At 38.4% G+C, this 12,781-nt stretch carries 11 protein-coding genes; 1 reads left to right on the plus strand and 10 read right to left on the minus strand.

Annotated features, from left to right (window positions below):
- Positions 1-24: 24 nt before the first annotated feature.
- Complete coding sequence (locus tag B3L86_RS09025; protein WP_291117938.1) at positions 25-1,827, plus strand: hypothetical protein; 1,803 nt, start codon at positions 25-27, stop codon at positions 1,825-1,827.
- 4 nt (positions 1,828-1,831) lie between these two features.
- Here the strand turns inward: B3L86_RS09025 and B3L86_RS09030 are convergent, their stop codons facing one another.
- The 10 genes from B3L86_RS09030 to B3L86_RS09075 all read right to left on the minus strand — a co-directional run bounded on the left by B3L86_RS09030 (position 1,832) and on the right by B3L86_RS09075 (position 12,780).
- Complete coding sequence (locus B3L86_RS09030) at positions 1,832-2,266, minus strand: RrF2 family transcriptional regulator (protein ID WP_291117941.1); 435 nt, start codon at positions 2,264-2,266, stop codon at positions 1,832-1,834.
- 59 nt (positions 2,267-2,325) lie between these two features.
- A complete protein-coding gene (locus B3L86_RS09035; protein WP_291117944.1) occupies positions 2,326-2,766 on the minus strand; it encodes a hypothetical protein in 441 nt (146 codons plus the stop codon).
- 77 nt (positions 2,767-2,843) lie between these two features.
- Positions 2,844-3,569, minus strand: coding sequence for an iron-sulfur cluster repair di-iron protein (gene ric, locus B3L86_RS09040; RefSeq protein WP_414655129.1), 726 nt, complete (start codon positions 3,567-3,569; stop codon positions 2,844-2,846).
- Positions 3,570-3,662: 93 nt separating this feature from the next.
- Positions 3,663-6,776: a cytochrome c biogenesis protein gene (gene ccsA, locus B3L86_RS09045; protein ID WP_291117947.1), complete on the minus strand. Its 3,114-nt coding sequence runs from the start codon at positions 6,774-6,776 to the stop codon at positions 3,663-3,665.
- Positions 6,777-6,798: 22 nt separating this feature from the next.
- Positions 6,799-8,109, minus strand: coding sequence for an alginate export family protein (locus tag B3L86_RS09050; RefSeq protein WP_291117950.1), 1,311 nt, complete (start codon positions 8,107-8,109; stop codon positions 6,799-6,801).
- A gap of 18 nt (positions 8,110-8,127) precedes the next feature.
- Positions 8,128-9,615 carry an ammonia-forming cytochrome c nitrite reductase gene (gene nrfA / locus B3L86_RS09055; RefSeq protein WP_291117954.1) on the minus strand — a complete coding sequence of 496 codons (1,488 nt, stop codon included), beginning with the start codon at positions 9,613-9,615 and terminating at the stop codon, positions 8,128-8,130.
- 7 nt (positions 9,616-9,622) lie between these two features.
- Positions 9,623-10,276 (minus strand): cytochrome c nitrite reductase small subunit, encoded by a 654-nt coding sequence (gene nrfH, locus B3L86_RS09060; RefSeq protein WP_291117957.1) that lies wholly within the window; start codon positions 10,274-10,276, stop codon positions 9,623-9,625.
- A gap of 71 nt (positions 10,277-10,347) precedes the next feature.
- On the minus strand, positions 10,348-11,262 hold the full coding sequence (gene moaCB / locus B3L86_RS09065; RefSeq protein WP_291117960.1) for a bifunctional molybdenum cofactor biosynthesis protein MoaC/MoaB: 915 nt from the start codon (positions 11,260-11,262) through the stop codon (positions 10,348-10,350).
- Between the two features lie 2 nt (positions 11,263-11,264).
- Positions 11,265-11,705, minus strand: a complete 441-nt coding sequence (locus tag B3L86_RS09070; RefSeq protein ID WP_291117963.1) for a molybdenum cofactor biosynthesis protein MoaE — start codon at positions 11,703-11,705, stop codon at positions 11,265-11,267.
- The gene (locus tag B3L86_RS09075) at positions 11,698-12,780 is read right to left on the minus strand and encodes a HesA/MoeB/ThiF family protein (RefSeq protein WP_291117966.1); all 1,083 of its coding nucleotides are present in this window, start codon (positions 12,778-12,780) and stop codon (positions 11,698-11,700) included. The genes B3L86_RS09070 and B3L86_RS09075 overlap by 8 nt, the downstream gene beginning before the upstream one ends.
- Between the last annotated feature and the right edge of the window lies 1 nt (position 12,781).

A 12,781-nucleotide genomic window follows, 5' to 3' on the forward strand; every position in this document is an offset into this window, starting at 1 on the left:
GACTTTATACTAAAACACCATTTAATGACAACCCAACTTTCTACACATACGTTTCACATCCCTGTAATGGGATTAGCCTTTACTATTGACAGTCCGATTCGCGTAGCACAATATGGCATCGATTCGGTTATTTCCATAGCAGATGATGAATTAATTGAAAAAATGAATGCCTTTTATGCTGAAAAATTCCAACTCCCTTATCAGGAGATTTCAAAAAAAATGCAGGATTACAGGGCCAAAAGAATCACCTCCTATTTGAATTTGGTCGATTTAGTTGTAAAAGAAAAATTTGAACATTACAAAACAGAGTTAGCTCACAGCAAAGCTAAATTGGATCATTTTATGGCAATGCTCCCCACCAAATCAGAATTAAAAACCAAATTAACTACCTTTTTATCTGAGGGTGTCTTCTGCCCCACCCAAATAAAAAGCTTTTTAGAAAAAAATCTCTCGCCGGGAAGCATTGATGTCAATATTATGACCAAATTGGATAAAGATAATTTTGATGGAAAGGAACAATTGCCGGTTGAATTTAATGATGCCCACGCGGCTTTACGTGGGTTTGCCAACAGCACTGTTGCCTCTTCACTTGTTCTTTCTGCCGGAATGAATCCGCGGTTATTTAGTTATATGGAACAGTTTGATGTGTTTATTCCCTCAACGGAAGGAAAACGGAACAAAAAAATCACCTTAAAAGTGAGTGATTATCGCTCGGCTTTAATCCAAGGCAATTTATTGGCAAAAAAAGGAATCTGGGTTTCTGAATACCGAATAGAATCGGGATTAAATTGTGGCGGACATGCTTTTGCTACAGACGGCTTTTTGCTGGGTCCGATTTTAGAAGAATTCAAACAGAAGAAAACAGAATTACTACAATCTACTACCGATTTGCTCAACAAAGCTCTGTTGACCAAAGGCAAAGCGGTACCGGAACAACCTTTACCCTTAAAAATCACAGTGCAAGGAGGCGTTGGAACAGCCGAAGAGCATCAGTTTTTATTGGATTATTACGAGGTAGATTCCGTAGGTTGGGGTTCTCCCTTTTTATTGGTTCCCGAGGCCACCTCTTTAGATCAAGAAACCCGTGATTTGTTGGCAAATGCCAAAGAAGCCGATTTCTATTTAAGCAACATATCGCCTTTGGGAGTTCCGTTTAACACCTTAAAAGGAACTACCAACGACTTTTTTAAAACGCAACGTATCCAGGCAGCAAAAGCCGGGAGTTCGTGTCCTAAAAAGTTTTTGGCCTTGAGTAAGGAGTACGATCCAACGGGAAGTTGCACGGCTTCAAAAAAATACCAAGATATCAAATTAGCATTGTTGCAGGAACGTAAGAATGAAATCTCTGGCGAGCAATTTGAAAAAGAATTCCATCAAATTACCGAAAAATCGTGTCTATGTGTTGGTTTGGCCAATTCCAGTTATCTGGAAATGGACATTCCTATAAAAGGTCAGTCACAAGGCGTTGTGGTGTGTCCGGGGCCCAATTTAGCCTATTTTGACAAGGAAGTTTCGCTGCTTCAAATGGTGCAACACATTTACGGCACCACCAACGATTTAGTAGCCGCCAACCGTCCCCACTTTTTCATCAAAGAATTGTCGTTATATGTTGCTTATTATAATAAAGAAATTGCCGTTTTAGAAGCAGCGTCTGCTCAACAATTAAAAAAAGCAAATCAGTTCAGAATGAATTTATTGGATGGTATTCTTTACTATAAAAAGATGTTTGAAAGCACCCCTTACTTTAAAGCGATGCAAACTGCTATTTCTGAAGCATTAGACCGTTTTGAAACGGAATTGAAACTGGAACAAGAAGTAGTCTATTAGAGGATTATCGTTTTAGAAACGATTCCCCCGATTTTAAACCCAGTGCTAATTCTTCCAAATTGGTTGTTTCCAGCATTTGTCGCAAGTCATTGCGAATGGACATGAATTTGTCATGCAAGGGGCACGGATGCTTGGCATTGCATCTTTCCATGCCTAATCCGCAACCATTAAAGACAGCATCCCCATCAATCGCTTGAACGATATGGGCTAATTTTACCTTTGAAACGAACATTTTAGGAATAAAAAAACCACCATTCACACCTCTGACGGACTGAATGATACTCTCTTTTGCCAATTTTTGAAGGATTTTTGCGGTAAAAGCTTCCGGGGAATCGATTTCCTTGGCAATGTCAACAAATCCTACTTTCACATCTTGAAGTGAATTGGTAGCAATAAAAATTGCTGCCTTAATTGCATATTCACATGATTTTGAAAACATAGCTTTGTTTTTTTGTGCAATATTAACTATTTAACAGCAAATAATTTGAACAAATATAATTATTGAAAATAATAAAAAAAGTCTTCCAAGTACATTTTCAAATCAGCGGTATTTTTGATGGTAACCTCCTCTTCAAGATTATCAATTCTTGTTTTTAACGGAAGTAGGTAATTGTGTAGTTGGTCATGGGCTTCACCGGTCATCGTGCATTTTTTAAAAATCATTGCAAATTCGGCTTTTAAATCAGCAATTAACTTTTCAGCATCGCCATTCTGAATAGTAAAATCATCCATTAGGTGTTGCATGTTTTTAATACCTTGTACCGTTGCGTCATTAGCTTCCCACAACCTACCGTTATTTAGAGTGACAGGCGGGAATTGAAAATCGTCTTCTTGTGCTACTTCCGGTTTTTCAGTGTTTTCCGGTTGTTTTTCTTTTTGTTGACACGATAACAATCCTACTAAACCTAGCATTATTAACCATTTATAACTTGTTTTCATGTTGTTTACATTTTTTAAATTGAAAAATGACTGCCTTAAAAAGGCAGCCAAATTTCGTATCTTGGCATTGGATTTTGTTATTGCAATTGCGATTGAAGTGCTATAGCTTTTGGAAACAAAATGTTATTCTCCAAATGGATATGCTTGTGCAAATCTTGCTCAAACTCTTTCAACAGTTGAAAGGTTACTCTGTAAGTTGTACAAGCATCTTCGGGAGGTGCGAATCCATCTGTGAGCGTAGCTATAGTAGCAAAACGATCTCCTTCTACAGTATGTTCGTCTTTCATCATAGCAATTGGATTTTCAACCGTGCCAAAATGGGGTTGTTCAATGGTTAGCTTTTCATTTTGGGCTTTTACCATTTTTTGAATAAAAGGAAAAAGGATCAATTCCTCTTTTTTCATGTGTTGTGTTAAATCGCCGGCAGAGGATCGAAATAAATCATAAATATCATGCAATTCCGGATGGCGACCACCATGCACTTTACATAATTTTTCTAAAAATTGAAGCAGTACCGGAATCTGTTCTTCCACATAGCGATGGTGTGTTTTTTCAATGTAAGAAATCAACAAATCCAATGGCCATGTTTTAAAATCTATTGCATTATCCAATGGTTTCTGCATCACGGTATCCAATTCATTTTGAATCTGTTCCTTTGAGAAACCTTTTTTCTCACAGGCTTCCTGAAGGGTTCTATGTCCCTTACAACAAAAATCAATACCATGTTTTCCAAAAACGGATGCGGCTCTGTAATCTTGGGCTACCATTTCTCCTATAGTAGTTTCGGGTGTCATTGTAATCATAACTTTAAGTTTAATAATGATACAATAGTACGGTGAAACTTTACCTTATAGTATGACCCTAATCATAAAGGTGTTTATTTGTGATTCTTTTAATTAATTTAAAGCTTGTTTTTCTTGCAATGGTAGTTTTTTATAGTTGTATATAGCAAAAAAAGTAATGATTAAAAGCACAAAAACAGTATAATACACCCAAGTGGGAACCGGAACCGGATCTCCTTTGGCATAGGAATGCAAACCCGACAAATAGTAATTCACACCAAAAGAAGTCATCACGATGGTAGAAAAACCCCATAGCGACACGATATTGAATAGCAAAACATTTCGCAGGGCAGGAATCAACCGGAAGTGTAAAATAATCGCATAAACTATTATCGATATCAGAGCCCAAGTTTCTTTAGGATCCCAAGCCCAATAGCGACCCCAACTTTCATTGGCCCAAACGCCTCCTAAAAATGTACCAACAGTGAGTAAAAACAAACCTATCATCATGGCCATTTCATTGACAATAACCAGTTCCTTTACTCCTTTCAACCATTTTTTAGGTGCATGCTTGGGTTTGAAAAGCAGCAATAACAAACTCAGCAATCCTAGAACAGCTGATAGTGCTAGGGGTGCATAACCGCTCACAATAACCGCCACATGAATTTTGAGCCAATAAGAATGCAATACGGGCATCAGGTTTGTAATTTCAGGATTGAGCCAATCGAGGAAACCCACAAACAACAAAGTTCCTGAGAACAACAATCCCATAGGCAAGGTAAATTTAGATTTTTTTGAGAAAGCAATTCCAAATAGCAACACGCCCCAGGCAACAAAAACCAACATTTCAAAACCATCACTCCAGGGAGGATGTTTAGCGATGTACCATCTGAGCAATAAATGAAACGTAAAGAGCAGCAACCCCAGCCATGAGAGGAGGGCACCAAAATTCCAGAGTACTTCCAAAATTTTTGACTCTTTAAAAATTTTCACCAACGCGACCACTAGCAAGAGTATCCCTAAAATCCAAAACAAGCCAAACAAGCGATTGCCTATTTGAAGACGATTATAGAGCAGCTCCGCACTAATTTGAGTTGCGGAAGGATAGACTTCTGCTCCGGCTTTTTGCTGGTACAAATGAAGATAGTCAAGTGCCTTTACGGCTTCGCTGAAATCCTGTTTTTCTAAGCCATTTTCGATGGCTGTGAGGAACATCGGCGTAATATTTTGCACAAAATAAGCGTCTTCTTCCTCAAAACCTTGCTGACTTTGTTGCATAGTAAACCAGGTGTTTTGTGTATCGTTTCGATTGGGGAAAATCCGAAGAAAATCACCGGTAATCAATCCGTAAAAAACGTTGAATCGCTCATCCAATTTCAGTATTTCATTGTGGCTTTCATTTCTTTCTGAAGGTTTTAAGCGATTTGCTTCTTCAACCAAAGCTTGAATTAAGTAGCCCCCTTCACGATCTACCAAATCTTGGAAAGCCAGATAGGGTGTTGGTTTTTTTGAAATGACTTCATACACCTTTGACAACTTGCGATGGTCATTTTTAATAATGGGCAACAACATAAATCCCTGAGGATCGAGTTGCAAGGCCAACAAAAATTGCTCTGCCGTTAAATGTAAGGTCTCCAGCTCACCGGGTAACCGAAGTGTTGACTTTCCGTGTATTTTTCGTGTAATTTCATTGGCCAACGTATTGAGGGGTTTCATCCTTCCGTCGATATCTTGTACAATCAAAGTGCCGTAATTCTTAGCCAAATCATCAGGAACCACTACCATCTCCCGAGAAGGCGTTTGAGCCACCGCCCAAGTAGTACTCATTAACAACAACAAAATAACTGTTGTTTTTTGTAACGATTGTAGTTGGCGATTTAAAGTACGTAATCTTCCTGTTTTGCTGAAGAATGCCAAAAACATACCCATTGAAAGGAAAAAATAACCCAAATAAGTCAAAATTGTTCCCGGACGGTCTTGATTTATAGACAGTACTGAGCCTTTTTCATCCGTATCGTACGAAGATTGATAAAAACGAAAACCGAGGTAATCCAATACATTATTCATAAAAATGCGGTAGGGGAATTTTTCATCACCATCTATCACTTGTACCTGACTGGCATAACTTGACGGACTTTGACTCCCGGGATATCGCTCCAGTTCAAATTTCTTAAGTTGCAAAGCAAAAGGTAGAACAATTGGTTTGGAACCGAAGGTTACTTTATACTTAGTTCCTTCGTGTTCAAAATACTTCCAATCTGATTGAAAACTGACCATTTTTACAAAATGCTCCACGAGTTCTTTACCTTGACTGTCTAGTAAACTAAAATGTATGATATCCGGTAAATCATCGCGGTCTTCTTCGTTACTTTGGTAGTGCAATTGAATTTGTTCGTGTATTTGTTTGACCACAAAAGCTCCCCCTTCCCACTGATATAAGGTGCGTTGAAACAACACTTGTTCTTCACCCGCATGTAAGAAACTCATTTTTTGCGTAGCCATTTCCATCATCTGCAAAGCAACCTTAGACTTGATTATCCAAGTGGAATCGCGTTTATAAATTTGTATATCACCCTCTTTGTTGGCATTCAGACTCAAGGTTTGATTTTTTAGGGTAACGGTCTCTCCTACTTCGAGCATCACATCTTCTCTACCGTCTTGTCCGAGAGCCACGGCAATTTCGAAATAATCTTTATTCCCGGGCTGCGGGTCTAGTACTGCTTTTGGATAAAAGCCTTTAAATTGAACTTTCCACGATTCTTCTTTCCAACCAATGTTTTTTTCAAAAGGTTTAAAACCCTGTGGAATCAAGGTAAAAGGCTGTTGGTAAATAACCGGATTGCCTTGCACTGTTTGTAGTTGCAAATATTTATTTTGAGTAAAAAAAGTATCATTAGTTTGTCCTTCTCGCAAGTGCATCAATCCTTCGGTACTAAAATAACGCGTTACTCCCGCACCTATCAAAATAAGTATAAATGCCAAATGAAACATACCAATAGGCCAGCTGAATTTGTTCAGCATTTGGTATTGTGATAAATGCAATAAAAAATTAACGGACAGCCACAACAAAAGTAGCTCAAACCACCAGGCTTCATAAAACCAAGCTCTTGCAGTGGGTGTTCCAAAATCATTTTCAACAAAAGTTGCTACCGCCATGGCTGTGGCCAAAAGCAGTAATAACACCAAGGCCATTTTTGTGGAGAACACAAACGAAAGAGCTTTTAACATAACTTTGAATTATTCCTTACAATTAAAATAAAATTCCGATAAATTTTTGTGGCATGTTAGGTCTGAAAATCAACATAACATAGGCCCAGTTTTGTGTAGGTTGTAAATTGCCCCCCTTGATAAAGTCGTACGTGTCGGTTTGAAATAAATGGCTGTATCCACCTTGAATGGAGAAAGCGGGGCTCACTATATAGCCCAAACTCAAATCAATTTCTGAACCCAAGCCTGAACTCAAATTTTCCATACCATTATTCACCTTGGCATTCGCCTGAAAGTAATGATAATCCAACTGGGAGAAAAATTTCTTAGAGAATTCATAGCGACCTTTGAGGTAATAATCATTTAGTCCAACAGAGTTTAGGTGACGATTGGCTACATAAAACACGTCCATATAACCATTAAATAAATGGTTTGTGCCATACAGCGGATTGAAGGAATAATTATTCTCAGTTTCGGCGGTGTTAGTACCGCTTATTAATTCGAATCCGGCAATCATACGAAATCGCTTTCCGCCCGTTTCATCATGAAAAAACGTACGCTGGTACTGCCCACTTACATCGTAAGCTGACAGTGATTTACCCACAAAATCCTTTCCGGTTTGATAATAAGCAAATCCGGAAAACTGATTTTTTCCAATCGTATAGAGCAATGTTGGTAAACCAACCGTTAGATTATCAAAGTGTGGATTTCCTTCTAACAAAGCATTTTGACGGGATTCATTCCAAGCTAAAAAAGAATAGTGCCAGTTTCCGCCCTTATTTTCATAGCGAAGCATCTGAGCACTTTTATATTGATTTGGTACCACAAAAGGAGCTTCTGCCACCGGTAAATTTCCACCGTTTTGATTGTATCCCCCACCAATGTGCAATTTTCGGTTGCCTTTTTCGTAACGAATCATGGCAAAATCGTGGGCTCTAGCTTGCATGAACCAATCCAGATTTCCCAAAAAGCGAGCATTATCATAGTTCAATTCTTGGCGACCAACTTTGATGGACCATTCGTTGTCAAATTTATAATGAGCCCAAGCTTCGTGTAGCGACAGGTTGTTATCATCTCGTTTTACCTGCGGACTGTCTCCCCAAGTTCGAATGTCTTGAACCGACATAAACAGCGTTACATTTTCAAAGGAATATTGAGCCTGCAAACGGGCACGTTGCGTAATAAATTTGGCGGCCTCTTGGTCTTCGGAAAGAGGTTGGATGTGTCCGTGGCGGTATTCTGCCCGTTGTAGCAACTGACCATCTATGATGAATTTTCCTTTTTCCGGCTCTTGAGCCAAAGCAATAATAGGGATTAGGCAGGATATGCACATCCCCCTCCAATTGGTATTCATGAGAGTTGAATTTAAAAATTAATTGACTTTAGTAATCGTTTTTTTTGATTCTCTAGCTTTACCGTCACGAATCCATTGTGGAACTATTTGCGATAAATACACTTGTTTTTCTGCTTTTTCTTTGGGAATATCCAAACCGATATACTTTTGCAACGCATCTTTGCTTGTAAAATCAGGCATAGGAACAGCTTGGTTGAAATTTTTAGAAGCCAGCAGTCGGGCTAACTTTAATCGGGCTTCTTGAATTTTATCGGTTGCGGATGTAATCATGCGACTGGTTTCCAAAGGAGCATGAAAGGCAGCTCCGTGAGATGCTACTGAAAAATCCCAACGCCATTGTGCGTGACGAATCAGCGTTAAAACATCCTTCATCTGGGCTTCGGTTGCTCCCAATTCCCATGCTTTTGCTGCTTCGATATGAGCCATGGCAATCAGTTTTTGCAATTTTGAAGACCCTTCTTTGATTTTTTGTTGTCGTTCGTAGACATCACCGATTAAGCTTTCTTTTTTCTCTCGATGACACACAAAACAAGAGTTTTCTACATTGGCCAATGGGGAGCCAATATGATGGTCAGTAAACTTTTGTCCGCCTTCTGATTTGTAAGGCATATGACAATCGGCACAAGACACCCCTCTTTTGGCATGAACCCCCATCATATATAACTCGTAGTCGGGATGTTGTGCTTTTAGCATTTTTGCTTTACTAATGGGATGCACCCAATCAGCAAAATCGATGGTATCATAATACCGTTCCATATCTTCAACGGTCATCCCGTCTTTCCAAGGAAACACCAAATAGGCGGCTCCTTCTTTTCCCGGAATATTTTTATTGAAATAATATTCCACGTGGCATTGGGCACACACCAGCGAACGCATTTCCTGATGAGAGGCTTTACTAATATCTTTACCCATGGCCTCAAAGGCTTCAATCAAGGCAGGCCGGGTTATGGTTAAATTCATGGTTTTGGCATCGTGACAGTCAGCACAACCAATAGGGTTGATTACTTCAGAACCAAAATCAGACAATTTTTTGCTATAATATTCAGTGATGCCCATCTCATTCATAAGTCTAGGCACATCGGTACTCTTGCAGGTCCAACACGTGGAAGGCATCACTCCATCACCGGCTTTCATGGGAGAACCAATTCTCAGACTGTTATGAACATCTGTAATGGCGTGGGCGTGTCCGCGAGGCTGGTTATAATCTTTACTAAAAGCATATCCAGCCCAAAGAATGACTAATTCAGGTTGTTCTTTTAATGCATCTTTAAAACCACTGGTTGACACATAACCTCTAAAAGTTGTATCTGCTGTTTTCAAGTAAGATTGATACTGACGTGGATAATTCAATCCCCACACAGAATCACGTGATTCAATACCTTCCAAAAGCACTTTGGGTTGGTAAGCAAAACGGGCTTCTGTTTTTCTATCCATTATGGAATACGATAACATGCCGAGTAAAAAAACGACTATAGCTGTGATGATGAAAAGCACCCAATTTTTCATAGTTTCTTTATTTAATTGGTTCTATTGATTTAGTTTGGTTTTTATTCATTTCTTTCTGCAACCAAGCAGGAATGATTTGTTGCCCTTCTCGAAGGTGGGTTTCAATTGGTTCAATTTGATGCCCCACAGCCGAAAGGCTTTTTACTTTACCGTGGGGCACTTCTTTATGGCAATCCCAACACAGGCGATCGGTGCGATGTTCTTGATGGTTATCTACAAAAGCCGCCATTTTAGCATCAGTCACCTGATCTTGGTGGCAACGCACGCAGTTGCTTTGAATCACTCGAATGGAAGGTTCCAGAGCTCTGATTACCTCAGGTTCGGCTCTCAAAGTAAAAATTGAGGCATGGTAGAGTCCGTCTTTTGCTTTAAAGTAGTATTTATTGAAAACATTGTCATGAGGAACGTGGCAATCGTTACAATGAGCCACCTCTCTGTGAGACGAGTGCGTCCAAGTGAGGTATTGAGGAGTCATGATATGACAATTCACACAAGCTTGAGGGTCATCAGAAAGATAGGAAGCAGCATTGCTTAGTCGTACTACATAGAGTCCGATTCCTACAATGCAAGCCATTAAAAAAGTGGCAGGCATACGCCATTTTTTAGTGGGCACCAAACTGTATTTAAATAAAAAACGTTTGAACTTCTGAAAAACTGCCATGGCGTTATTTTAACAAAATTTAAACAATTGTAAAGATACAAAAATGCAAGTAAAACAAAAACTGATAAATATCATTCTTCGTTATGTTTAAAATGATTTCTTACACGAAAGACATGAAACAATGCAGGAAAAACGGCATCAATTGATTCTGAGACACCATTGGTTGAACCTGGGAGGGCTATGACAAGCATATCATTTTTGAAACCTGCCACACTTCGTGATAACATGGAATAGGGTGTTCTTTGTTGTCCATAGTTTCTAATTGCTTCAACAATTCCCGGGATTTCTTTATCTAACAGAGGTTTTATGGCTTCTGGAGTTACATCTTTCGGAGAAAGACCGGTGCCACCGGTGATTAAAATTAAATTGCATCCTTCAGATTCCATAGCATTTATATTCTCTTGAATTTGTTGAATCTCATCGGGTATGACTTTATAATCAACAATTTCAGCGTCAAACGCCTTCATTTTCTCTATGATAATTTTTCCTGAGCGATCCGTTTTTTCTCCGGCAGAAATACTGTCTGAGCAAACAATTACCCCAATCTTTACCTGCGAAGCTATTTTTTGATAATCCGTTTTACCCCCAGTTTTTTGAATTAACTTAATAGTTGAAACTTCTATAGATTTATCAACAGGCTTTAACATATCATACATTGTGATGGCTACAACGGATGAGGCATACATCGCTTCTACCTCAACACCCGTTTTATATATCGTATGAATTTCGGTTTGAATTATAATCTCTAATCCGTTAATTTCAAAGCTGATTTTGGTATATTCAATCGGTAATGGATGACAATCAGGTATAACGTCGCTGGTTTTTTTAGCAGCAAACAAACCCGCTGTTTTAGCCATTTCAAATACGTCTCCTTTTGGAATTTGCTTTTGAATAATCTTATCAATTGTTTCCTGACTACTTACTTTGACTATGGCTTGGGCAACAGCTTTTCTAAGCGTACTATTTTTGTGTGTAATATCGACCATGATTAGTTTAGATTAGTTTTCCATTGGTGATTGCTATCTGAAAAAAGTTCTTTGCCCCATAGGGGTACTTCCTTTTTGATTCTTTCTACAAGATATTCACAGGCATCTATGGCTATTTTTCTGTGTTTTGAAGAAGTGAACACAAACAAACAAATTTCTCCAGCCTTAACTTCTCCCAAACTATGGTAAATATGCAAGCATGTTAAGTCGAATTGTACGAAAGCTTGTTCTCTGATTTGAAATAACTTCTCTTCGGCCATAGTTTCATGCGTTGTATACTCAATTGCAGTTACTTGATTGGACTCAACTTCATCGGCTCTAACTTGTCCTAAAAAAATAGAATGTGCACCAATATTCGTTTTTACACTATGATGTGCAATGGATTGAGCGATAAAATCAGGAGTGATAGCTCCGTTTATAAAAACTTTCTTTTTTTTATGCATGATGGTGATTTTTAATAAATAGTTCAATATTGTATGGATAATAATCCACTATTGATTGAGGAAGCAATGTCTTATAGAGCTCATAAGCAACCTTACTTCTTTTTCCTGTTTGACACACAAACAGAATTTTATTGGCGGTTAATTCTTGTATTCGATCCGGTAATTGATGTAAAGGAATTTCGAGGCATTTTAATGGAAGTCTTGGTACTTCTTCCTTATTTCGTACATCTACAATCAATGTGTCTTTATCCAATATAGTTACAATTCCTTCTTTATCTTTTTCGGTTTTGTAGCCACAATAATAGCTATAATCAAAATCTAAAATATCCTTTGCGGTCAAAGGTGTTTTGATTGTTTCACTTCTTGGTACTATACCTAAACTCTGAAAACTGTTTTTCAAAAAATGAAAATACATCAAACTGTTTGACTTTAATTCCTTTGGGTAGAGCAACATTTTTATCAATTCATTGGCCATAAAATACCCAACGATTTGTGGTACTGTTGCAAATACTCCCTGAACATTACAATCAGGAATTAAATTGGCTTTTGGCGGTATAGGAAACAAGTCTCTGTAGGTTGTTTTTTCTGCATCATTAACAGAAAAGTTCCAAACAGCCCATTGTCCTTCCCATTGAAAAACAGCACCATATACCCAAGGTTTATTGAACAATACACACGCATCATTAATTAAATAACGGGCATCAAAACGATCGGTTGCATCTACAATTACATCGTAGGACTTAAATAGTTCCAGTGCCTTCTCGGCATTTAGAAAAAAAGGGTATTTAATAATATTGACTTCGGAATTCATCAATTGGAGTCTTTGTGCCGCTACTGCTACCTTAGCTTTTCCCACATCTTGTTCTGTATACAACACTTGACGTGGCAAGTTGGAGATTTCTATTGTATCGCCATCCATAATTCCAATGGTACCTATACCACAAGCAGTTAATTGTTGCATTACGGGCACTCCTAACCCCCCCGCACCTATAATTAAAACAGAGGTATTTTTTATTGTTTCTTGACCTTTGTTGCCAAAACCTGCCAATGCGATATGTCTTTGGTAACGTTCCATT

This window comes from Flavobacterium sp. UBA6135, from assembly GCF_002428305.1.
GTDB lineage: Bacteria > Bacteroidota > Bacteroidia > Flavobacteriales > Flavobacteriaceae > Flavobacterium.

Bases quoted from the DNA above. Each gene is read 5' to 3' on its own strand.
- B3L86_RS09025 (WP_291117938.1), top strand. From the start codon at position 25: ATGACAACCCAACTTTCTACACATACGTTTCACATCCCTGTAATGGGA.
- B3L86_RS09030 (WP_291117941.1), bottom strand. From the start codon at position 2,266: ATGTTTTCAAAATCATGTGAATATGCAATTAAGGCAGCAATTTTTATT.
- B3L86_RS09035 (WP_291117944.1), bottom strand. From the start codon at position 2,766: ATGAAAACAAGTTATAAATGGTTAATAATGCTAGGTTTAGTAGGATTG.
- ric (WP_414655129.1), bottom strand. From the start codon at position 3,569: ATGATTACAATGACACCCGAAACTACTATAGGAGAAATGGTAGCCCAA.
- ccsA (WP_291117947.1), bottom strand. From the start codon at position 6,776: ATGTTAAAAGCTCTTTCGTTTGTGTTCTCCACAAAAATGGCCTTGGTG.
- B3L86_RS09050 (WP_291117950.1), bottom strand. From the start codon at position 8,109: ATGAATACCAATTGGAGGGGGATGTGCATATCCTGCCTAATCCCTATT.
- nrfA (WP_291117954.1), bottom strand. From the start codon at position 9,615: ATGAAAAATTGGGTGCTTTTCATCATCACAGCTATAGTCGTTTTTTTA.
- nrfH (WP_291117957.1), bottom strand. From the start codon at position 10,276: ATGGCAGTTTTTCAGAAGTTCAAACGTTTTTTATTTAAATACAGTTTG.
- moaCB (WP_291117960.1), bottom strand. From the start codon at position 11,262: ATGGTCGATATTACACACAAAAATAGTACGCTTAGAAAAGCTGTTGCC.
- B3L86_RS09070 (WP_291117963.1), bottom strand. From the start codon at position 11,705: ATGCATAAAAAAAAGAAAGTTTTTATAAACGGAGCTATCACTCCTGAT.
- B3L86_RS09075 (WP_291117966.1), bottom strand. From the start codon at position 12,780: ATGGAACGTTACCAAAGACATATCGCATTGGCAGGTTTTGGCAACAAA.